The sequence below is a fragment of the Hymenobacter psoromatis genome (genome assembly GCA_001596155.1).
GTDB lineage: Bacteria > Bacteroidota > Bacteroidia > Cytophagales > Hymenobacteraceae > Hymenobacter.
In genome coordinates, this window is the sequence record CP014771.1 from 3,426,722 (window position 1) to 3,448,051 (window position 21,330).

Below are 21,330 nucleotides of genomic sequence, written 5' to 3' on the forward strand. Positions count from 1 at the left end.
AGGGGGGGTAGGGCCGAAAAGAGCCCCCGCAAAGCTAGCGCTGCGCCCGCAGGTAGGGCTCCAGCACGGCCAGCGCGCGCTGGGCGCGCCCGGTGTCGCCGGTTTGGGCGGCGGCCCGGTACACGTTCTGAAGCTGAATCAGGTCGAGGTGCTGGTAGAAGTCGAACAGGGCGGCATCGGGCCGGGTGGCCAGGTAGGAGAGCGACTGCGTGGCGCTCTGGAAGGTGGTGTCCAGCAGCTCGTTGGCGCGGGCGCGCTGGCCGCCGGCCACCAGCGCCGGGGCCAGCAGCGGCGAAAACGTGTCGTAGGGCACGGTATCCATTGGCATCACCTGCAAGCAAAAATCGGCGACTTCGCTGGCCTTGGCCGGGTTGCCGGCGGCGAGGTACGAATTGGCCAGGCGCACGAATTTATCGCGGTAGTAAGATGGGTAGCGCAGGCTGTTTTCGTCGTAATAAATCTTCTTGTTCTGGAGGCCGCGGTAGGCGAAGGTGTGCAACAGCTTCTGGTAGTTGAGCTCGGGCTCCACGTAGCCCTCGTCGCCGTTGCGCACGTAGCCGGGGTCGCGTAGCGGCAGCAGCCGGTAGGCCAGCCCTTCGAGCTGGAAATACGGCTCCAGGCCCATGTAGTCGGCCGGCGACACCGTGGAGCTGAAGTAGATGGGCCGCCGCCAGTTGTTGGTGGCGATAATATCCAGAATAGCCAGGTTTTTCTTCTCAATAGCACCCTTGCCCATGCTCCAGTGCAGCTCGCTCACGAGCTGGCCCTGGCGGCTTTTCGGAATAATGCCCAGGCGCTTCACCGCCGCTGTATCGACCTTCAGGAAAAACCGGGGGGTAGGGAACGTGGCGGTCGAATACGTGCCATCCGTGTATTTCAGCAGCGGGCTGTCCTGCCCCACCAGACCGATGAACTGCCTCACGTCCAGGCTGTCCACGGCCGGGTTGGGCATGAATGGCATCATGTCGTTGGTGCCCGCCGCGTACGACGTGTCGCCCATCGAAATGGGCACCGGCGGCGACTGATACGCCACGCGCTTCATCTGCTGAATATACCAATCAGTATTCAAATAAGGCAGCACGGCCACGCGCACGTCGGTGCGGATGCCCTCCACCTCCTGCGCGTACCAGAGCGGAAACGTGTCGTTGTCGCCGTTGGTGAATAAAATGGCGTTTTGGGCGCAGGAATTCAGCAGGTTCTTAGCCGCGTCCACCGAAGCGTAGCGGCCCGAGCGGTCGTGGTCGTTCCAGCCCTGGGCAATGAGAATGGCCGGCGAAGCCAGCCCCAGCAGCACCGCCGTCGTCGTGCGCAACTGGCTGTTTTGCAGCACGGTATGCAGTGCTTGCGCTAGGCCCAGCACGCCGAGCCCAATCCAGATGGCAAACGCGAACGTGGCCCCCGTGAAGGTGTAGTCGCGCTCGCGCGGCTCCACGGGCGGCTGGTTGAGATACACCACGATGGCCAGGCCCGTAAACCCGAACAGCAGCCCCACGATGAGCGCGTCGTGCCCCCGCCGATACGCCTGAAAAAACAGCCCAATCAGCCCCATAATCAGCGGAATGGCGAAGAAATTATTGTGCGCGAAGCTCTGCCCAAAACGAGGGGGTAGGGTGCTCCGGGCGGCGCTAAAAGGCGTCACCACGCCCGCCTGCTGCATGTCGGACTCGCGCCCCACGTAGTTCCACCCGAAGTAGCGCCAGAACATGTGCCCCATCTGGTAGCGAAACAAGAAGCTCAGGTTCTGGCCCATCGTGGGTTTCTGGCCCGGCTGCAGGTCGGGCAGCCACTTCTGGTATTCCTGCAAATGCCCCAGCAAGGTGCTGTAAACGCGCGGCAGCAGCATCTTATCGGCTTCGGCGTAGCTGGCCTCCTGGGCGCGGGGCAGGGCCTCCACGTAGCGGCCATTCTGGCGCAGGTAGCGCGGCGCGCCCTCCTCGTAGTGGTCGGGCCGGGCATCGAGCTGCGGGCCAAAAAGCAGGGGCCGCGAGCCGTATTGCTCGCGCTTGAGGTAGCTCACGAACGAGAGCACGTCCGAGGGATTATTCTCATTGATTGTGGGGTGAAACGAGGCCCGAATCGGCACGATTAAATAGCTCGTGTAGCCAATCAGAATGAACACGAAGCACAGCATGGCCGTGTTCAGCAGCTGGCTGCGGCGGCGGTACGAGAGCCGGAAGCCCGCGTAAATCAAGCCCGGAAACACCGCCAGAAAAATCGCTACCCCCGAGTTAAACGGCAAGCCCAACGCATTGATAAAGAACACCTCAAACCAGCCCGCCAGCGTGGGCAGGCCCGGAATGATGCCCACCAGCACCGAGCCCACGATAACCAGGCTGACCAGCAGCGTGCTCACGCCGCCCAGCGGCGTGGGCCGCGCCGCGCGCCGGTAGTAGTACACCAGCGCCAGCGCCGGCAGCGCCAGCAGGTTCAGCAAGTGCATCCCGATGCTGAGGCCAATGACGTAGGCAATGAGGATGAGCCACTTATCCGAATCGGCCTGGTCGGCGCGGGCCTCCCATTTTAGCATGAGCCACACCACGGCCGCCGTGCACAGGCTCGACATGGCATAGACCTCGCCCTCTACCGCATTAAACCAAAACGAGTCAGAAAAGGCAAACGACAGCGCGCCCACCACGCCCGCGCCCAGCAGCAGCGCGGCCTGCCCGGCGGTGGGCTCGGCGGTTTGGGAGGGGGTAGGGGCGCTGCCGCCCAGCAGCAGCCGGCCCCCCAGCCGGGTAATTATCCAGAACAGAAACAGCACCGTGAAGGCGCTGCTCAGCCCCGAAAGTGCGTTGATGAGCACCGGCACCGCCGGCGCGTGGCCAAAGCTGAGCAGCGACACCAGCCGCCCCAGCAGCAAAAAAGTGGGCGCGCCCGGCGGATGCGGCACCAGCAGCTTGTAGGAACAGGCAATAAATTCGCCGCAATCCCATAACGAAGCGGTGGGTTCCAGCGTGAGCAGGTAGGTAGCCAGGGCCCCGGCAAACACGGCCCACCCTACCCAGGTGTTGAGCTTGGTAAACGACGGCATGATGCGAGTAAGTAGGTGAGAGGTGGTAAGTTGGGAGATACTACACGCGGCCGGCCGGCACATCCCAACGACAGCCCCGCCCCGCCCAGGGTTGCGTGGCCCCGCACTAATAAGCTGGCCGCCCGCGGCGTTGGCTTCGGCCGCCAGCCGGGGGGTAGGGCACCGCCCGCCCCGCGCGCCGGGCCGCCCCGCCGCTTCCGGGCCGCGCCCGTGCCCATCAATCGGCCGGCCGATGTACTTTTGCGCCCGGCGCGCCAGTCGCGCCGCCCGGCCCTGGGGAATTAGCTCAGCTGGTTAGAGCGCTACCTTGACATGGTAGAGGTCATCGGTTCGAGTCCGATATTGCCCACTAAAACCCTCTCTGCGCGCCGTGGAGAGGGTTTTTGTTTGGGGTCTTTGATTTGGGCCGGCTAGTAAGACTACCGCTATTAATTGTCACGCCTTTGTAGTGCAATAAGATAGCGGAAAAGGTAAACAAGGTTTGCGTTATTTACCTTTAGCCGGCTAAAGGTAAATAACGCAAACCTTGTTTACCTTTCGTGAACCTTATGGGAGTAAAATGAAACTAGAAGATTTCAAAGCTGGCCATTACGAAAGAGGCAACGCTTACCGCTACTTTGTGCCCTCCACTATTAATGAAGAGTGGACGTGGCAGACAGCGCAGTTAAACGCGCTTTTAGAAAAGGCTGCCGTGAAGCTGGGCGAATTAAATTCATTCGCCCGGCTTGTGCCAAATATTGATTTATTTATTCAATTGCACGTCACAAAGGAAGCAGTGGTATCAAGTCGGATTGAGGGTACTCAAACTAATCTTGACGAAGCAATTCTGCCTAAAGAGGAGATTCAACCGGAACGCCGAAATGACTGGCAGGAGGTGAATAATTACATCCGGGCGATGAACGAGGCGATTGTGGAACTGAAAACGTTACCTATCTCATCGAGGTTGTTACGCCAGACCCACTTGATGCTACTTAGCAGTGGGCGAGGCGAACATAAGCAGCCTGGGGAGTTCAGAAGAAGTCAAAACTGGATTGGAGGCAACAGCTTGGCTGATGCGAGCTTCATTCCTCCTCATGATAAGCTGGTGCAGAGCCTGATGGGTGACTTGGAGAACTTTCTGCATAACGACGATATCAATGTACCTGCGCTTATCCGCATTGGGATGGCACACTATCAATTTGAAACCATTCATCCCTTCCTGGATGGCAATGGCCGAATTGGCCGGCTACTCATTACGCTATACTTGGTTAGTGAGGGAATCCTAGACCAACCCCTACTGTATCTGTCAGCTTACTTCGAAAAAGACAAAAACCTCTATTATGATAACTTGACGTTAGTGCGTCAAAAAAGCGATTTAGTGCAGTGGCTCAAATATTTCCTGGTTGGTATTGAGCAGACGGCCACACAAGCTGTGCAGACCTTATCCAACATTTTGGCCTTGAAGGCCGACATGGAAAATACTATTCATAGCGCTTTTGGCAGGCGCTCTCCATCTGCACTGCGGCTGCTTCAGCATCTTTTTGTTCATCCTGCCATTACGGTTGAACAAGCTGCGGCTGCTTGCGACCTTAGCTATAAAGGTGCTAATATGCTTGTAGCACAGATGCAAGAGCATGGTTATTTGAAAGAGATGACTGGTCAAAGTCGCAATAGGCTTTTCTTATTCGAGCCCTATCTGAAAGCATTTAACAATATGTAAAGCAACGCCTCGCTTTCCAGCGGGGCGTTGCTTTACTGCTCATATAAAGTCAACTCACTGTTACAGCTGCTAGGGGTAGAGGCGCGACCCTTCGCGGCTATCCGTTAGCAGCTTCCTCCGCGGAGTGAGAAGCAGACGCGAAGAGGAGTGTCTCTACCCCCGATATACTGACTGTGAAACCGCCATAGGCGCTGCGAAGGGACAGGCCAAATTAGCCCAGCTTCAGAAAGTCCCCCGAATCGGCGAGTAGCTTGCTGCTTTATTGAGCGCAAGCTACCCTTCGCTACTCGTGTTTATGCGCACGCTACTAGTTATTTATTTACTGAGCGCGGGCCTGTGGCGAACGGGGCTGGCCCAGCCGGCCGCGCCTACCCCCCCGGTGCGCGACCTGACCTTTTACCTGGCCCAGGCCCGCGACAACAGTCCGCTGAGCCACGACATCTGCAACCAGGGCCAGGCTGCGCAGCTCGAAACCGAGCGCCTGCGGGCGTTTTATACCAAGGCTACGGGCACGCTGGTGGCCAATTACGAGTTCGTGCCCATCCTTAACCAGGACAACGGCCGCACCCAGCTTAACTACTCGGCCGATGCCAACAGCAACAAATACGTGGGCTACGACCTGGCCGTGACCAACGGCTCGCTCTACCAGGGCTACGCCCAGGTGACGCAGCCGCTCTTCAACCAAAAGCGCTTCGCCACCTACGCCCAGCAGGCCCAGGGCCTGGCCCGCAGCCAGCAAAACCTCTCGCGCCTGGCCCTGCACGATGTGGAGCGCTTCGTGGGCGACCAATATATTCTCTGCCGCCAGGACCAGGACCAGCTCAGCTACGTGCGCGAATTGCTCGATATTCTGGGCCGCCAGCGCCTGCTGGTGCAGAAGCTCGTGGATGCCAGCCTGCTCAAGCGCTCGGATTATTTGCTGCTGAACATTGAAGTCGAAACCCAGCAGATTTTCCTCAACACCTACCGCACCGCCTACCACCGCGATTTGCTGAACCTGAACGTCTTGTGCGGCATCGGCGACACCAGCGAGGTGGCGCTGGCTCCCACCGACCTGCCCCTGCGCCGCCAGGGGCCGCCGGTGGGCCTCTCGGGCTTCACCCAGCGCTACCGCCTCGACAGCCTGGTGCTGGATGCCAACCAGCGCGTGTTCGAGACGCGCTACCAGCCGCTGGTGAACGCCTACGCCAACGGCGGCCTGAATGCCATCGCCCTGAGCGACATCCCGCGCCGCTTTGGCGTGAGCGCGGGCTTGAATTTGAGCCTGTATTTGTTCGACGGCCACCAACGCCAAATCAGCCGCGACCGCACCAGCGTGCTGCTCGAAACCACCCGCGCCTACCAGCGCAATTTCGCCACCGTGAACCCCGTGCGCCAGCAGCAATTACTATACGAGCTGCGCCAGCTCACGGAGCGCCAGCGCCTGGCCCGTGAGCAGCTCGCCAGCTACCGCCAGGTGCTCGACTCTTACAAGCGTGAAACCATTGCCGGCCAGCTCTCAGTGATATTTTACGTGCAGGTACTCAAGAACTTCTCTGCCGCCGCCCGCGATTTGGTGCTGCTGGAGAATAACCGGCTGCTGCTGATTAATGCTTATAATTATTGGACGTGGTAAGGCCCTCCGCGTTCACCTCACCCCCTAGCCCCCTCTCCCGTGGAGAGGGGGGACTAGCTTTAGATTTAGCTCTAGTAAGCTGTTTTTTATTAAGCTGATTTCTGGAAACTAAGACTAAAAACTAGTCCCCCCTCTCCACGGGAGAGGGGGCTAGGGGGTGAGGTGCCGCGGAGGGCGAACGCCAGAACAGCTTAATGAAATACTTCCTACCCCTGCTCCTGCTCGCCGCCTGCCACCCGGCCCCGCCCGCCGACGAGGCGGCCGGCCCTACCCCCCGCGCCCAGGTGCAAGCCGTGACGGTAGCCACCCAGAGCCTGACGCAGTACCGCACCTTCCCGGCCACGTCCACCTACCCCCGCAAAAGTACCGTGACGGCCCCGGTAGCCGGCTACGTAACGGGCGTCAACGTGCGCCTGGGCGACCGCGTGACGGCCGGGCAGGTGCTTTTTACCCTCGAAACCAAGGAGCGCCGGGCGCTGGGCAACGCCATCACGCGCATCGACCCCACGCTCAAGGGCTTCGGGCTGGTGACGGTCACGGCCCCTTCGCCGGGCATTATCAGCGTGCTCACCATTCAGCAGCCCGGCGACTACCTGCTGGAAGGCGCGCCGCTCTGCACGGTAGCCGAAAGCAGCCAACTGGTGTTCCAGCTGAATTTGCCCTATGAGTACCACGCGCTGGGGCAGGGCCGGCCGGCCTGCACCATTATTTTGCCCGACAGCACCCGGCTGGCCGGCACCGTGCAGGCCCCGCTGGCCAGCGTCAGCCCCGGCCAGTCGGAAATCTACCTGGTGAAGCCCGATAAGCCGCCCGGCGTGATTCCTGAAAACCTGATTGTGCAGATACGCCTTACGCAGACCAAGCAGCCCAACGCCCAGGTGCTGCCCGCCGGCTGCGTGCTGGCCGATGAAACGCTGCACGATTTCTGGGTCATGAAGTTGGTGAATGACTCCACGGCCGTGAAAGTCCCGGTGACGCTGGGCGTGCAGAACCCCACCGAAATCGAAATCAAAAGCCCGGTTTTCGGCCCGAATGACCGGATTCTGAGTGCGGGTAACTACGGGCTGGCCGACACCGCCAAAGTGACGCTGACGCGATGAGCGAGCCGACTATGTTAGCCCCGCCGCCGGCCCCGCGCCAGCCCGCCGGCCCTACCCCCCCGCTGCTGCCCGACCCGGCCGAGCGCTCGTATTTTCAAACCTACCGCAAGCCGATTCTGCTCATCGGGATGTTGCTGCTGGCGGCGGGGTTGTTTGCTTATTCGCGGATGCAGACGGCGCTGTTTCCGGAGGTGACGTTTCCCAAGATTACGCTCATTGCGGACGCCGGGCAGCAGCCGATTGACCGCATGATGATAACCGTGACCAAGCCCCTGGAAGCGGCCGTGAAGCGCGTGAAGGGCGTAACGGTGGTGAAAAGCAGCACCAGCCGCGGCTCGTGCGTGATTCAGGTTTTTCTGGACTGGCACGTGGACGTGTACGCCACCAAAGCGCAGTTGGAGAGTCGGGTGAACGAGATAAAGGGGCTGCTGCCGGCGGGCGTCACCATCACCACCGAGGCCATGAACCAGTCGCTGTTTCCGGTGTTGGGCTACTCATTGGAGAGCAATTCGCGCTCGCCCATTGCCCTGCGCGATGCCGGGAATCTGCTGGCCCGGCCGCTGTTTTCGCAGGTGCCGGGCGCGTCCAACGTGGTGGTGCGCGGCGGCAAGGCCAAGGAGTTCGTGGTCATTCCCGACGCGGCACGGCTGGCCGGCCAGCGCCTCACGCCGGCCCAATTGCAAGCCGCGTTTGCCAACACCAACTTCGTGCTGGCGGCCGGCAATCTGGCTAGTTTTCGCCGCCTCTACCTTACCCTTACTGATACCCGCCTGGGCACCCTGGAAGACCTGCGCCAGGTGGTGGTGCGTGCCGACTCGGGCCGCGTGGTGCGGGTGCGCGACGTGGCCACGGTGGACATTCAGGAGCAGCAGGAGTTCGTCATCATCAATGCCAACGGTCACGACGCGGTGCTCATCGACCTGGTGAAGCAGCAGGGCGTGGACCTCACCACCTTCGCCGCCGATGCCCGCGCCAAAGCCGCCGAGCTGCGCCGCCTCCTACCCCCCGGTATGACGCTCAAGCCCTACTACGACCAGTCGGTGTTCGTGAGCGATAGCATTGACAGCGTGATACATAGCATCGTGGAAGGATTGGCGCTGGCCATCCTGGTGATGGTCGTGTTTCTGCGCTCGTGGCGGGCCAGTTTGGCCGTGCTGCTGACGATTCCGGTCACGGTTTGCTTCACGCTGCTGGTGCTGTACCTGTTCGGGATTACCATTGATATTATGTCCTTGGGGGCCATCGCGGCCTCGGTGGGGCTGATAATTGACGATGCCATCGTCATCATTGAGCAGATATACCGGGGGCACGAGGAAGACCCGAGCGCCAGCAACGTGCGGGTGGTGCGGGTGGCCATCAGCGGGCTGTTTCCGGCGATGGTGGCCTCGTCCTTGAGCACCATCGTCATTCATTTTCCCTTCCGGCTGATGAGTGGGCTGGCGGGCAGCTTCTTCCGGGAGTTGTCGGACACGATGCAGATTACGATGGTCTGCTCGTTTCTGGTCACCTGGCTTTTGCTGCCGGTGCTGCACCTGCTCATTGGCTACCGGCCGGGCAAAAATTCGCACGCCCACAGCGCCGCCGCCGAGCAGGCCGGCAAGCTGCGCTGGCTCACCAATTTATTCGCCCGGCCGCTGCTGGCGCTGGCGCTGCTGCTGGGGCTGGGACTCGGGGCGTGGCTGGCGGCGGGCCAGCTCGAAACCGGTTTCCTACCCGACCTCGACGAGGGCACCATCGTGCTCGATTACTTCATGCCGCCTGGCACCAGCCAGGCCGAAACCGACCTGGTGCTGCGGCGGGTGGAGAAAAATATCATCACCAAAAACCCCGAAATCCAGAGTTATTCGCGGCGCACAGGCACGCAGATGGGCTTTTTCACCACCGAGCCCAACTACGGCGACTACTCCATCCAGCTGCGGCGCGACCACAAGCTGACGACCCCCGAGGTCATCGCCCATCTGCGCGAGCGCATCCACGCCACCGAGCCGGCGCTGGACATTGACTTCGGCCAGCGCATTGCCGATTTGCTGGGCGATTTGATGAGCAGCGCCAAGCCCATCGAAGTTAAAATTTATGGCGATGACCAGAAAACCCTCGAAAAGCTCTCGGCCCAGCTCGGCCAGGCGCTTTCAACGGTGCCCGGCGTGGCCGACGTGAACGACGGGCTGGTGGCGGCCGGCCCCAGCATCGTGTTTCGGCCCGACGCGGCCAAGCTGGCCCGCTACGGCCTCACGCCCCTCGATTTTCAGGCCCAGCTCGCCGACCTTGTGGGCGGGCAGGTGTTGAGCACCAGCGGCGCGACCCAGGCCAGCGTCTCGCCGGCCCAGGCCGGCTCGCTCGGCGGCATTCAGGTGGGCCAGGTGCAGGACGGCGAGCAGCTGCGCCAGGTGCTGCTGCGCTACGTGGACTTCCGCCAGAACTCGCTGGCCCAACTCAAAAAGCAGGTTATTGCTCTGCCTAATGGCACCGTGCGCCCGCTGCCGTTCTTCGCCACGCTTAGCGTGGAGCCGGGCGACGTGGAGCTGCGGCGCGAGGATTTGAAGTCGGTGGCCGTAGTCACGGCCCGCCTGGATGGGCGCGATTTGGGCTCGGCCATCCAGGACATTCGCCGGCACGTGGGGCGGCAGCTGGCCCTACCTCCCGGCTACACCGTGCAGTACGCCGGAGCTTATGCCGAGCAGCAGTCCTCGTTCCGCGAGTTGGAGCTTATCCTACTCATGGCCAGCATGTTGGTTTTCTCGGTACTACTGTTTTTGTTTCGCGAGTGGCTGGTGTCGCTGCTGGTCATCTTCATCTCCGTGATGGGCATTTCGGGCTGCGTGCTGGGGCTATATTTCGCGGGCATTCCGCTGAACGTGAGCAGCTACACGGGCATTATTATGATTGTGGGCATCATCGCAGAAAACGCCATTTTCACGGTGCATCAGTTCTATGAGTCCTTGCGCGAGACGGGCGACGTGGACACGGCCATTCGCTACGCCATTGCCCTGCGCATCCGGCCCAAGCTGATGACGGCTATCGGGGCCATTCTGGCGTTGTCGCCTTTAGCCCTCGGCATCGGGCTGGGCGCGCAAATGCAGCAGCCGCTGGCCGTGGCCGTGATTGGTGGCTTCGTGGTGGCGCTGCCCATGCTGCTGTTCGTGCTGCCCACCGGAATGCGCTTGATTTACTACCGCCGCGGGGGGACGCGGGAGCTGGCCGAGCACGGGGGGTAGGCGGCCAGCGTCGGCGTGCGGGCCGCCAGGCTACACGTACAGCGCGGCGAAAGCCAGCAACAGCGGCACGGTCATCACAATAGCCCCGAGCCGCAAAAACTGCCAGCCGCTGACCTTTATATTTTCGCGCCGCAGCGCTATCAGCCACAGAATGGTAGCCAGCGAGCCGGTGACGGACAGGTTAGGTCCCAGGTCAATGCCGATGAGCACCGCGCTTCTGAGCGTTTCCGGCACCGGGGCCGCGTGCAGCACGTTGCCGGCCAGCAGGCCCACGGGCAGGTTGTTGAGCACGTTGCAGAGCAGGGCCGCGCCCACGCCGCTCAGCCAGGTGGTTTTGGCAGCCCCCGGCCCCGCGCCGCTGCTGAGCAAGCCCGCCAGCCAGCGGGTAATTCCGGTGGTGATAAGCCCTTCGACCAGCACAAACAGGCCGGCCACCAGCAGCAGCACCGACCAGGATACATTTTTCAGGATGTGCAGCGGGCTTTTGCGGGCGCTGACCAGCACCACGGCCGCCGTGGCTACCCCCGTCAGGGCCGTGGGCAGCCCCAGCTGCACGCTCAGGGCCGAAGCAACCAGCAGCACCACGGCCGTGGCCCCGATGCCGGCCAGCGCCACCCAGCCGCTGCGCGCCAGCGTGGGCAGCGCCCCGCTGGTCGCCAGCTGGCCGGTGAGCTTGTCTTTTTGCGTGTAGAGCAGCAGGAAGTACGTCGCCCCCACGGCTATTGCCGACGGCAGCAGGTAGCGCGGCAGCCAGGTCAGCAGCGGCGGCAGGTGCGCGCCGTAGATAACCAGGTTGGCCGGGTTGGAGAGGGGTAGGACGAAGGAAGCCGCGTTGGCCACAAACGCGCAGATAAGGAGGTAGGGCAGCGGGTCTTTCACTTTGGCGGCCTTCACGGCGTAGGCCACGGCCGGCGTGAGCACCACCGCTGTCGCGTCGTTGGAGAGGAAAGTGGTCACGACTACCCCCACCAGGTAGATGAGCAGAAACAGGCGGCGGCCCGACCCCTTGGCCAGCCGGGTGGCGTGGGCCGCCAGCCAGTCGAACACCTTTTCGGCACGGGCCGTTTCGGCCAGCAGCATCATGCCCGTCAGAAACAGATACACGTTCAGACCCTTCGCCACGCCGGCCAGCGCCTGCCGACCCGGCAGCAGCCCCAGCCCCACCAGCAGCCCCGCCCCGCCGACTGCCCACACGAACTCCGGCACCCGAAACGGCCGGCTGATAACCAGCCCGATAGCCAGCACCACGATAATCCAAATGGCTACGGCTGGCATCATGGAGGATTGATAGAAAGTAGGTAAAAATCGGAAAATCAGTAATTTACAGTTAAATTTCGACCAATACGCTCGCGAGTTATTACCAACCTAGCTCCGCGAAAATCGTTCGTTGCTGCCAAGTACGTGAGTCGCCCTTCCGGAGCCGACTATGCCTCGGCCGTAAAGAACCGGGCAGCCGGGCAGCTGCGGCAACTCCCGAAACTCTTCAGGATTGGAGCCGACCTTCGCCGGCAGTTCCGGCGCGGTTCAGGTTTGCCGGGTTCGCCAGTCCTTTTTCCCTACCCCCTTCCTTTTCTTATGACCCCTTCGCTGAAAGCCACCCTCGGCAAAGTGCCGGCCGTTACCCTCGGGTTCTGGATTATTAAAATCGCGGCCACGACGCTGGGCGAAACGGCCGGCGACGCGGTTACGATGTCCATGAACCTGGGCTACCTCACGGGCTCGGTCATCTTTGCCACCATTTTCGTGGTGGCCGTGAGCGCGCAGATTGCGGCCAAGCGCTTCCATCCGTTTCTGTTTTGGGGCGTTATCGTGGCGACGACCACCTTCGGCACCACGCTGGCCGACTTCTTTGACCGCTCGCTGGGAATTGGGTACGTGGGCGGCACGTCGGTGCTGCTGACGCTGCTGCTGGCCTGCCTGGGCTTGTGGTATCGCACGCTGGGCACGGTTTCGGTGAGCCGCTTGACCTCGCGCCCGGCCGAGATTTTTTACTGGGCCACCGTGATGCTCTCCCAAACCCTGGGCACGGCCGCCGGCGACTGGATGGCCGACGACGACGGCGGCCTGGGCCTGGGCTACGGCGGCGGGGCGCTGGTGTTTGCCGCCGCGCTGGCCGTGGTGGCGGCCGCGTATTACTGGACCAGCATCTCTCGCACCGTCTTGTTCTGGGCGGCGTTCATCCTCACGCGCCCGCTCGGGGCCACCGTGGGCGACTTTCTGGATAAACCCGTGGCGCACGGCGGCCTGGCTCTGAGCCGCTACACGGCCTCGGCGGTGCTGGCCATTTTTATCATCGGCGCTATTCTCGTGCTGCCCCAAAAGGCGGAGGAGGTGCCGCCGCTGGCCGAAGGCGAAGGCTGAGCTTGGCCCCGCCCGCTGGTTTTCCCTACCCGCTTTCCCACCCGCCAGCATGGTTCGCGCGCATTTTTTATAAAACTCAGGACTTACGCAAATCACCAGTAGCGCTCTGCGAACCTCCGCGTCTTCCTCAGCGCACCTCTGTGGGAACCTGACGTTGAAGGCAATTTGCGTAATTCCATAATTAATATTTTACCTCACCGTTAACTACAGAAATCCCTCAGCATCAGGCACTAGCTTTGGTTAGAAGTTCAACCTAACCTCTTTTCAGCCATGAAAAAAGTGCTGCTACTGGCCGCCTGCGCGCTGGCCCTGACTGCCCCCGCCTACGCTCAAATGCTGAAGCTCGCCCAGGTGCCCGCCGCCGCCCGCGCCACGTTCAAAGCCAGGTTCCCCACCGTGACCACCAACACCTGGGAGAAGGAAGGCGACAAGTACGAAGCCGGCTTCAAGCTGAATGGCAAAACGATGTCGGCCCTGCTAACCCTGGCCGGGGAGCTGCTGGAAACCGAGACGGATATGCTGCCGGCCCAGCTGCCCCCGGCCGTGCGCACCAAGCTGGCCAGCGCCTACAAAGCCTACCAGATTAAGGAGGCCGCCACCATCGTGCGGGCCGATGGTTCGACCGTGTACGAGGCGGAGGTAGCGCGCGGCGGCAAAGCCCAGGACGTGCTCTTCCACGCCGACGGCTCGCTGGCGAAAAAATAAGCGGCAAAAGGAAGGTGGCCGCGCAGAAGCGCCTTCCTAGCGTGCCCCCACTTTCAGCACGTAGCCCGACGTGCTATCTACCTTAAACACATTGGAATAGATGACTGAGGCACCCTCTTTGTTTTTGACCTGGTAAACGTGGCTTATCAGCACGGTATCGGCCTTGGGGGCCGTGGCGCGCGGCGGGCCGAAGGAGATAGCCGCGTAGCTGCCAGGGTCTTGCGCAGTTTTGCGCACGTAGGCGGAAATCGCGTCCTGGGCCTTGTGGTTTGGGTTGTGCGGGGCACACCCGCTGGCGAGCAGCAGGAGCAGAATAGCTTTTTTCATGTTTCAATTAATGGGGTAGCTGGTGCGCCCGCCTGCCACCAGCGCGGTGGGATGAAGCCGGCCGGCGCTGCAAATTTGGGGGCTAATTACCAATGTATCCCCCGCTATGCTTACCGCTGGTGCCCCACTGCTGCTGCAAGCTGAGTTGTTGGGGATATTGATGCTACTGTACCTGCTGCTGGTATATGTAGGGCTGCCGCTGGGGTTGCTGGTGCTTTTTTTTCGCAGCAATCACGTGCCGCGCGTGCTCAAGCAAGTGGGCGCGGGCGCACTGGGCCTGTTACTGATAGTGGCAGGGCTAATAGCCTTGGTCCCGTGGCGGTAGGGCAAGCGCGCCCCCGACCCAGCCCGTGAGGCTGACCGGGCAGCAGCCGGGCCTACTGCCCTACCCCCTGGGAACGGGCAAAATAGAAGCGGCGCGCTACGACTCCGTGCGGCTCCTGGTCGTGTCGGGCACTCTGCCCGATGGCAGCGTGCTGCGGGCCACCTTCAGCGCCGGAGCTTTTACGTGAGCGAATAAGGGGGTAGGGGTAGGAAATAAATAGTGTATCTCTACTCACTTTGTGACGAGTATGGCCCGCCGGCCAGGCCAGCCGTTTTCAATAAACCAGGGCCAGCACTTCTTCCAGCACCTGGCGCGAGTTGGCCAGGCGGGGCACCTTGCGCTGGCCACCCAGGCGACCGCGGTGCCGCAGCCAGGTTTCGAAGGTGCCGGGCGGCACGAAATGTACGCGCGGCGGGGCCAGGGCCAGGTCGCGGTGGCGCTTGGCATCGTAGTCCGAGTTGAGGGCGCGTAGCGCCTGGTCGAGCCGCGCCGCGAAGGCCGCCTCATCGGGGGGGGGTAGGGCGCCGGCCAGCTCCACGGCCCACTCGTGGCCGCCGCGCGAAGTGCCGTGCCCCGCCTCAAAATACACCGGCGCGGCCGTGAAATCGCGCACCGCGCAGCCCGTGGCCAGTGCCGCCGCCGCAATGGCGGCCTCGGCATTTTCCACCACCACTTCTTCGCCAAACGCATTGAGGAAGTGCTTAGTACGGCCCGTGATGCGCACCCGGTAGGGCCGCAGCGAGGTGAAGCGCACGGTGTCGCCCACCAGGTAGCGCCACAGCCCCGCGCTGCTGCTGATGACGAGCGCGTAGCTGGGGCCGATGGTCACGTCCTCCAGTGGCACCGGGCACGGGTCGGGCTGGTCGAACTGCCCGGCGGGTAAAAACTCGTAGTAGATGCCGTGTTCCAGCAGCAGCAGCAAGTCGGGCGCGCCGGGCTCGTCCTGCAGGGCAAAGTAGCCCTCCGAGGCGTTGTAAATCTCCAAATAGCGTAGCTGTTCGCCGGGCATCAGCTGCTCAAACAGCTCGCGGTAGGGCCCAAATGCCACCGCGCCGTGCAGAAACAAGCCCAGCCGGGGCCACACCTGGCGCAGGTCGTCGGCCCCGGCCAGGGCCAGCACGCGGCGCAGCAGCACGAGCATCCAGGTGGGCACGCCGGCCAGCACGCGCACATCCTGGCGCAGCACGTGGTGGGCAATGCGCTCAATTTTCTCTTCCCACTCATCGAGCAGCGCGAGGGGTAGGGGAGGGGTGCGCAGCGTCTGGGCCCAGTCGGGCAGGCTCTTCATTACCAGGGCCGACACGTCGCCGGCCTGCCCTACCCCCCCAAACGGGCTGGGGCTGAGGCTGCCGCCCAGGCTCAGCGTTTTGCCCTGCAAGAGCCGGTGGCTGGGGTAGAGGTGGGTGGCCAGGGCCAGCATGTCGCGGCCGGCGCGGTAGTGGTTGTCATGCAGGGCCTCGGGGGTGAGGGGCAGGTACTTGCTGCGGGCGTTGGTGGTGCCGCTGCTGCGCGCCTGCCAGCGCGGGGCGGGGCCGGGCCACAGCACGTCGGGCTGGCCGCGCAGCACTTTTTCCAGCTCAGGAAAAAGCTGCTCATACGTGCTCACCGGCACGCGGCTGGCAAATTCCTGGGCGCTCAGGCCGGGCGCGTAGCCGTGGCGCCGGCCCCAGGCCGTGCCCCGCGCCCGGCCCAGCAAGTAGCGCAGCACGGCGGCCTGGGCCGCCAGCGGCTCGTGCCGCACCCGCGCCAGCCGGGGCAGGCTGCCCAGTTGAACGGCGCGGGCAAGGAGCTGGTCGAGCACGTTGGTTGAGTAAGTACGAATTAGTAAGCGCCTGCGCGAAAAGCCAGGAAGTAGTAACCAGAAACGAGAAACCCAGCTCCCTCCTAGGGGCAAGCTTCTGCTCACGCCCGCCCGCAACTGCCTGCGAAGCTACGATTCACGCCGGTTTTTTGCCCGTTTAATGGGCAGTTGGTAAACGCCGTGCCCGCCCGTGTCCCCGGCAAACACGGCCGGGTTCGCGCTGCCAGGCACACTTTTTTATGTCCCGGACACCCCGCCCCTCGGGTTAAATCAGGCAAAGGAAGGCTTGGGAATGGGTGGGTTACTTTTCAAGATGAATTCGCATTAAGCAGTAAATTTCTCCTACCCCCTCATTTTTACCTCATCATGAATACTGCGCTGAAAACCCTGTTGGCCGCTGCCATTGCCCTGAGCTTCACGGCTTGCTCGACCGACACTTCGAAAACCGCCAACGCCGATGGCTCAACCACCACGACCACCGAGGTAACTACCCCTGGCACGGACTCAGTAGGCACCAAGATGGATGCCAAAATGAACGCCGCCGGTGACAAAATGGATGCCGCTGGCGACAAGATGAACACCAAAATGGACGCCGCTGGCGACAAGATGAACGCCGCAGGCGATAAAATGGGTGCCAAAATGGACGCTGCCGGCGACAAGATGGATGCTAAAATGGACGCCGCCGGCGACAAGATGAACGCCGCAGGCGATAAAATGCAGGCCAACGCCGCCGAAGCCAAAGCGAACATGAATGCCAAAATGGATGCCGCCGGCAACAAGATGAACGCGATGGGCGCCGCCGCCGCCCAGTCGGCCCGCGAAACCAAAGCGAACATGAAAGCTGCCGCTAAGCAGTAAGCAGTGGCTCTGCGGCAAAAGGCCTGCACTCCCGGCTTTTGCCGCTGCCCAAAATTCGAAAGCCCTTCCGACTACGTAGCCGGAAGGGCTTTTTTTGAGCGGCGACCCAACTGATTCGCCGCTTTTCAAGCGACAACAACCGGCCCAAAATGCAGCTTGCCTTGTCGGCGGCAAATCAAATACAAGAGTTGGGTGAGGACCGGCTACCCAGCACTTTTTGAATTCTGGAAAGGATAGTTTTTTTGTTAAGTATTTTTATATTTGTCCTAGTATGAAAATGCACCTACTCCTAGCCATCCTGCTTACCCTGGCTTCCCCCGCCCTGGCGCAACGGACTGCTATTAACAACCACAATTACTACGACTACTACGTGGGCCCCACGTCGATGAAGGGCGGCCTGGTGGGGCCGGTTGATAAGCTGAAGAATCGAAACCTGGGTACCAATTGGCTGCGCTGGAATGAGATAACGCCTATCCTGGTGGATGAAATGCAAAAGGCGGGCTATGATAACGTGTACACCAACAAGCTGTTCCGCATTGACTCGGCGCAATACGTGATGCTAGCGGCTTTATCTATGCGCGCCCCCAATGTGGGATTCCTCTACGCCGAAGGTCATGCAGCTTTTCCAAGCGCCACCGACCGGCAGCCGGGCCACCAGTTGATGGGCGAGGGCAAGTATGACTACGTGCAGTTTGTTAGTACCCAAGGCAATAAGTCGGAACTCATCAAGATACGGAAGCTGCCCGTCAATCTGCTCCTGCTCGCCGAAAACTGGTACTGGTATCAGTATACGGAGAACCCGAGCGACAACAAGTATCTCCTGACCAGGGAAGACATCCTCCGGGTACTACGAGAGGATATTCAGGAGCGTTTGGCCACTGCGCCCAAGCCAGTCAAGCAGTAGCGTGCGCTCACCAGCCCCGGCGTAAGCGCCCCACCCGCCGGCCCCCGCGAGGATGTCCCGTTCGGAAAGATACTGACAGCTTTCCCGAAGTTATCATGAAAAACCCTCCTGAGCCGCAGGTGCGGCGTAGTCAGCGCGATTACAATTTGCCTTTTAAGCAAGCAGGCTGGTTACCTGTGCAGCGAAGAGAGGCAATGCCTGAACCTGAGGCTATTTAATGCGTAATCAAGGCCGCCAGCAAGGAGAAAGCCCCGCCGGAAAATTCGAAAGGGACTCTTGCCTTAGTCCTGTCAATATTTAGCCGGACGAGACATCACGCAGCCTGGAAACGAAGAATGCCCGCCGGTAAGGGCAGGCATTCTTCGTTTCCAGGCTTTAGCGCTCCCTCCTGGGCTCGAACCAGGGACCCTCTGATTAACAGTCAGATGCTCTAACCGGCTGAGCTAAGGAAGCTAATTTATCCCGAAACCGGCGCTTTCGGGCTGCAAAGATAGAAAAGGTCTTTTAGAAAAACCAAGCTTTGGGTCATAAAAAACCACTTTTGTTCGCAAAATCCGGCTTAATTGGTGATTGTCAGCAGGCTGCCGCTTAAGCTGGTGCTGTATTGGCGGAGCGAGCGGGCGGCGGGGCCGCCCGTTACCTGGCCCTGGAGGCTGAATTGGGAGGTGCAGCAGCTATCGCGAAAAAACAGGCGCGAACTGCGGTCGAGGGTCACGGTGGCGCAGTTGCTGAGGGGCTGGTAGGGGCAGTTGCGCTCGAAGGCCGAGTAGGTAGTGGCGTTCTGGCGCACCACGTAGATGCCCTTCACGCCACCCTGGCCGTTGGCGCTGCCGGGTGGAATGGCTACTACCCCGTTGTCGAAGCGCAAGGCCTTGTTTTGCTGGTCCAGCAGGTCTAACTGCACGTTTACCGGCACGTTGGGGATGGTCGTGGTGGTACCGCCGGTATTGGAATTGCAGGCGGCGAGCAGGCCGCTAGCCAGCAGGACAGGAAGAAGGTAACGCATCGGGTCAACGAGTAGGGGCTTCCCAAACGCACGCAAGCGCCCGGTAGTTTACCGAACGCTTGCGAAAAATCACTTTTGCGGCTTTTACGGCCAGCGCCTACTTTTTAAACAGCGAATTCACGAAGGTATGACGGTCGAAAAGCTGCAAGTCCGTCATCTTTTCCCCTACCCCAATGTAGCGCACCGGGATGCTGAACTGGTCCGAAATACCAATCACTACCCCCCCCTTGGCCGTGCCATCGAGCTTGGTGATGGCCAGGGCCGTGACCTCGGTGGCGCGGGTGAATTCCTTGGCCTGCAAAAAGGCATTCTGGCCGGTGCTGCCGTCGAGCACGAGCAGCACTTCGTGCGGCGCCTCGGGAATGACCTTCTGCATCACGCGCTTGATTTTGCTCAGCTCGTTCATCAGATTTACCTTGTTGTGGAGGCGGCCAGCGGTGTCGATAATGACCACATCGGCGCCCAGCTCCACGCCCTGCTTCACGGCGTCGTAGGCCACGGCGGCGGGGTCGGTGTTCATGCCGTGGCTCACCACGGGCACGCCCACGCGCTGGCCCCACACGATGAGCTGGTCCACGGCGGCGGCCCGGAAGGTATCGGCCGCGCCGAGCACCACTTTTTTGCCGGCGCTGTGAAAGCGGTGGGCCAGCTTACCGATAGTCGTGGTCTTGCCTACCCCATTCACGCCCACCACCATGATGACGAACGGGTGGCCGGGGCTGTCGGGCCGGTCCAGAATGGCGCGCGAGCCGGTGCTGTCGCCGTGCGCATCAAGCAGGGCCACAATCTCTTCGCGCAGGATGCGGTCAAGCTCATTGGTGCTCACGTACTTGTCGCGGGCCACGCGCTTTTCAATGCGCTCAATGACCTTCACGGTGGTGTCGATGCCCACATCGGCGTGCACGAGCAGCGTTTCGAGGTCGTCGAGCACGGCCTCGTCCACGGTGCTTTTGCCCACCACGGCCTTGCTCAGCTGGTCGAAGAAGTTGGTTTTCGTCTTCTGCAAGCCTTCGTCGAGGGCTTGCTGCTGCGCTTTGCTTTCCTTGTCTTTCTTAAAAAAGTCGAAGAGGCCCATAATACCGGCAAAAAGAACGTCATGCTGAGCCTGCCGAAGCATCTCGCTCGCGTTGTTAGGAGAGTCATTGAGCACTACTGCCCGTGAGATGCTTTGGCAAGCTCAGCATGACAGGAGTGGTAAACACGAAAAAAGTCCCACGAAGGTGGGACTTTTTCACTACATCAGCAGTCTGGGAGGCTTATTTGCCCGCCAGCGCATCCTGTACTTTATCCACGGGCACCATTTCCTCCTTGAAGGTATAGGCCCCGGTCTTTTCCGAACGGACGGCGCGAATGATTTTCGCCCAGTCTTTGCCGGTGGCGGTTTTCAGCGTTGCTACTACTTTCTTAGCCATGACTCAGGTTACTTAATTTCCTTGTGAACAGTCATTTTACGCAGAATCGGGTTGAATTTCTTCAGCTCGATACGCTCGGGGGTGTTCTTGCGGTTCTTGGTGGTGATGTAGCGCGAGGTGCCCGGCATACCCGAGGTTTTGTGCTCGGTGCACTCCATGATAACCTGCACCCGGTTTCCTTTCTTGGCCATCGCGACGGGAGGGGGGTTAGTTTTTAATTTTAGGACTGCAAAGGTACGGGTTTTTTTCGCAACTTCGCAAGTGGCCAGCCAGATACTGCGTTAGCAACCGGCTCGCCAGGTATTTTTTAGTAAAAACCGCAGCAAAACAAAGCCGGTGCCCGCCCCCTACCCCCTAAAAAAGGGCTGAAGCGGCGGCACCGGCATTCGTACTTAACAGGCCCGAAAAAACCTGCGAAATTGCCGCGGCAGAGGCGGACTAATAAACGATGAAGCCCTGCTCCTTGGCCTTCTTCAAGGTGGCCATGATGCCATTCTTGTTGATGGTGCGGATGGTAGAGGCGGCTACTTTCAGCGTTACCCAGGCGTCTTGCTCGGGGATGTAAAAGCGCTTTTTCTGCAAGTTGGGGTAGAACTTACGCTTAGTCTTGTTGTTGGCGTGCGATACGTTGTTGCCTACGCGGGTACGCTTGCCGGTCAAATCACAAACTCGGGCCATGATATCGAAGGGTTAGATGATGCTATTCCGAAACGGGCCGCAAATATCGGAAATTTTCAGCCAAATACCAAATCGTAAAGCAATTGAGCAGGCGGAGTGCGCCATTTGGAACCGCGTCTGGCGGCGGCATTGGCAGCCGCTTTCCCTCGTTACTTAGGCCTGCTTTTCTTTTTTCCAGGGGCAATGGCGGCAGCCGCTGCCGCAGCAGAAACCCCGGCGCTGGTGATATTGCGCCGTAAAAACGAGGTAGCCTTCGGGGGTGTGGTAGTAGTCGCCGGCGCGCAGGGGTAGGG

17 protein-coding genes and 2 tRNA genes are annotated in these 21,330 nt (G+C 61.0%); 10 read left to right on the plus strand and 9 right to left on the minus strand.

Features of this window, described 5'->3' with window-relative positions; translation table 11 throughout:
- Positions 1-34: 34 nt before the first annotated feature.
- Positions 35-3,031, minus strand: coding sequence for a glycosyltransferase (locus tag A0257_14580; GenBank protein ID AMR28191.1), 2,997 nt, complete (start codon positions 3,029-3,031; stop codon positions 35-37).
- A gap of 275 nt (positions 3,032-3,306) precedes the next feature.
- Here A0257_14580 and A0257_14585 point away from each other — a divergent pair.
- From A0257_14585 to A0257_14605, 5 genes are all read left to right on the plus strand, one after another.
- A tRNA-Val gene (locus A0257_14585) sits at positions 3,307-3,383 on the plus strand.
- A 207-nt stretch (positions 3,384-3,590) separates the two neighbouring features.
- Positions 3,591-4,730 (plus strand): cell filamentation protein Fic, encoded by a 1,140-nt coding sequence (locus A0257_14590; protein ID AMR28192.1) that lies wholly within the window; start codon positions 3,591-3,593, stop codon positions 4,728-4,730.
- Positions 4,731-5,019: 289 nt separating this feature from the next.
- A complete protein-coding gene (locus A0257_14595) occupies positions 5,020-6,345 on the plus strand; it encodes a hypothetical protein (GenBank protein ID AMR28193.1) in 1,326 nt (441 codons plus the stop codon).
- Between the two features lie 194 nt (positions 6,346-6,539).
- Positions 6,540-7,445 (plus strand): hypothetical protein, encoded by a 906-nt coding sequence (locus A0257_14600; protein AMR28194.1) that lies wholly within the window; start codon positions 6,540-6,542, stop codon positions 7,443-7,445.
- Positions 7,446-7,612: 167 nt separating this feature from the next.
- Entirely contained in the window at positions 7,613-10,660 is a 3,048-nt protein-coding gene (locus A0257_14605; protein AMR29787.1) for an acriflavine resistance protein B, read from the plus strand.
- Between the two features lie 30 nt (positions 10,661-10,690).
- Here A0257_14605 and A0257_14610 read toward each other — a convergent pair whose 3' ends face one another.
- On the minus strand, positions 10,691-11,938 hold the full coding sequence (locus A0257_14610; GenBank protein ID AMR28195.1) for an arsenic transporter: 1,248 nt from the start codon (positions 11,936-11,938) through the stop codon (positions 10,691-10,693).
- A gap of 297 nt (positions 11,939-12,235) precedes the next feature.
- On the opposite strand from A0257_14610, the gene A0257_14615 reads away from it, so the two are divergent.
- A complete protein-coding gene (locus A0257_14615) occupies positions 12,236-13,021 on the plus strand; it encodes a hypothetical protein (GenBank protein ID AMR28196.1) in 786 nt (261 codons plus the stop codon).
- A gap of 270 nt (positions 13,022-13,291) precedes the next feature.
- Positions 13,292-13,726: a hypothetical protein gene (locus tag A0257_14620; GenBank protein AMR28197.1), complete on the plus strand. Its 435-nt coding sequence runs from the start codon at positions 13,292-13,294 to the stop codon at positions 13,724-13,726.
- Positions 13,727-13,762: 36 nt separating this feature from the next.
- Here A0257_14620 and A0257_14625 read toward each other — a convergent pair whose 3' ends face one another.
- Positions 13,763-14,053, minus strand: coding sequence for a hypothetical protein (locus A0257_14625; GenBank protein AMR28198.1), 291 nt, complete (start codon positions 14,051-14,053; stop codon positions 13,763-13,765).
- A gap of 106 nt (positions 14,054-14,159) precedes the next feature.
- On the opposite strand from A0257_14625, the gene A0257_14630 reads away from it, so the two are divergent.
- Positions 14,160-14,378, plus strand: coding sequence for a hypothetical protein (locus A0257_14630; GenBank protein ID AMR28199.1), 219 nt, complete (start codon positions 14,160-14,162; stop codon positions 14,376-14,378).
- Positions 14,379-14,652: 274 nt separating this feature from the next.
- Here A0257_14630 and A0257_14635 read toward each other — a convergent pair whose 3' ends face one another.
- Complete coding sequence (locus tag A0257_14635) at positions 14,653-16,179, minus strand: hypothetical protein (GenBank protein ID AMR28200.1); 1,527 nt, start codon at positions 16,177-16,179, stop codon at positions 14,653-14,655.
- Positions 16,180-16,545: 366 nt separating this feature from the next.
- Here A0257_14635 and A0257_14640 point away from each other — a divergent pair, with 366 nt between their 5' ends.
- Both A0257_14640 and A0257_14645 read left to right on the plus strand, forming a co-directional pair.
- Positions 16,546-17,037, plus strand: a complete 492-nt coding sequence (locus tag A0257_14640) for a hypothetical protein (GenBank protein ID AMR28201.1) — start codon at positions 16,546-16,548, stop codon at positions 17,035-17,037.
- Between the two features lie 271 nt (positions 17,038-17,308).
- A complete protein-coding gene (locus A0257_14645; protein AMR28202.1) occupies positions 17,309-17,941 on the plus strand; it encodes a hypothetical protein in 633 nt (210 codons plus the stop codon).
- A 376-nt stretch (positions 17,942-18,317) separates the two neighbouring features.
- On the opposite strand, the gene A0257_14650 is transcribed toward A0257_14645, so the two are convergent.
- The 5 genes from A0257_14650 to A0257_14670 form a co-directional block, all read right to left on the minus strand.
- Positions 18,318-18,394 (minus strand) — tRNA-Asn (locus tag A0257_14650).
- 106 nt (positions 18,395-18,500) lie between these two features.
- The gene (locus A0257_14655) at positions 18,501-18,947 is read right to left on the minus strand and encodes a hypothetical protein (GenBank protein AMR28203.1); all 447 of its coding nucleotides are present in this window, start codon (positions 18,945-18,947) and stop codon (positions 18,501-18,503) included.
- Positions 18,948-19,044: 97 nt separating this feature from the next.
- Positions 19,045-20,022, minus strand: coding sequence for a signal recognition particle-docking protein FtsY (locus A0257_14660; protein ID AMR28204.1), 978 nt, complete (start codon positions 20,020-20,022; stop codon positions 19,045-19,047).
- A gap of 345 nt (positions 20,023-20,367) precedes the next feature.
- A complete protein-coding gene (locus tag A0257_14665) occupies positions 20,368-20,550 on the minus strand; it encodes a 50S ribosomal protein L33 (GenBank protein AMR28205.1) in 183 nt (60 codons plus the stop codon).
- Between the two features lie 247 nt (positions 20,551-20,797).
- Positions 20,798-21,037 (minus strand): 50S ribosomal protein L28, encoded by a 240-nt coding sequence (locus A0257_14670; GenBank protein ID AMR28206.1) that lies wholly within the window; start codon positions 21,035-21,037, stop codon positions 20,798-20,800.
- Positions 21,038-21,330: the final 293 nt, after the last annotated feature.

Excerpts from the sequence above, each read along its gene's own strand:
- A0257_14620 (AMR28197.1), top strand. The coding sequence starts at position 13,292 with ATGAAAAAAGTGCTGCTACTGGCCGCCTGCGCGCTGGCCCTGACTGCC.
- A0257_14660 (AMR28204.1), bottom strand. The coding sequence starts at position 20,022 with ATGGGCCTCTTCGACTTTTTTAAGAAAGACAAGGAAAGCAAAGCGCAG.
- A0257_14625 (AMR28198.1), bottom strand. The coding sequence starts at position 14,053 with ATGAAAAAAGCTATTCTGCTCCTGCTGCTCGCCAGCGGGTGTGCCCCG.
- A0257_14630 (AMR28199.1), top strand. The coding sequence starts at position 14,160 with ATGCTTACCGCTGGTGCCCCACTGCTGCTGCAAGCTGAGTTGTTGGGG.
- A0257_14665 (AMR28205.1), bottom strand. The coding sequence starts at position 20,550 with ATGGCCAAGAAAGGAAACCGGGTGCAGGTTATCATGGAGTGCACCGAG.
- A0257_14600 (AMR28194.1), top strand. The coding sequence starts at position 6,540 with ATGAAATACTTCCTACCCCTGCTCCTGCTCGCCGCCTGCCACCCGGCC.
- A0257_14615 (AMR28196.1), top strand. The coding sequence starts at position 12,236 with ATGACCCCTTCGCTGAAAGCCACCCTCGGCAAAGTGCCGGCCGTTACC.
- A0257_14670 (AMR28206.1), bottom strand. The coding sequence starts at position 21,037 with ATGGCCCGAGTTTGTGATTTGACCGGCAAGCGTACCCGCGTAGGCAAC.
- A0257_14655 (AMR28203.1), bottom strand. The coding sequence starts at position 18,947 with ATGCGTTACCTTCTTCCTGTCCTGCTGGCTAGCGGCCTGCTCGCCGCC.
- A0257_14580 (AMR28191.1), bottom strand. The coding sequence starts at position 3,031 with ATGCCGTCGTTTACCAAGCTCAACACCTGGGTAGGGTGGGCCGTGTTT.
- A0257_14610 (AMR28195.1), bottom strand. The coding sequence starts at position 11,938 with ATGATGCCAGCCGTAGCCATTTGGATTATCGTGGTGCTGGCTATCGGG.
- A0257_14640 (AMR28201.1), top strand. The coding sequence starts at position 16,546 with ATGAATACTGCGCTGAAAACCCTGTTGGCCGCTGCCATTGCCCTGAGC.
- A0257_14645 (AMR28202.1), top strand. The coding sequence starts at position 17,309 with ATGAAAATGCACCTACTCCTAGCCATCCTGCTTACCCTGGCTTCCCCC.
- A0257_14590 (AMR28192.1), top strand. The coding sequence starts at position 3,591 with ATGAAACTAGAAGATTTCAAAGCTGGCCATTACGAAAGAGGCAACGCT.
- A0257_14605 (AMR29787.1), top strand. The coding sequence starts at position 7,613 with ATGCAGACGGCGCTGTTTCCGGAGGTGACGTTTCCCAAGATTACGCTC.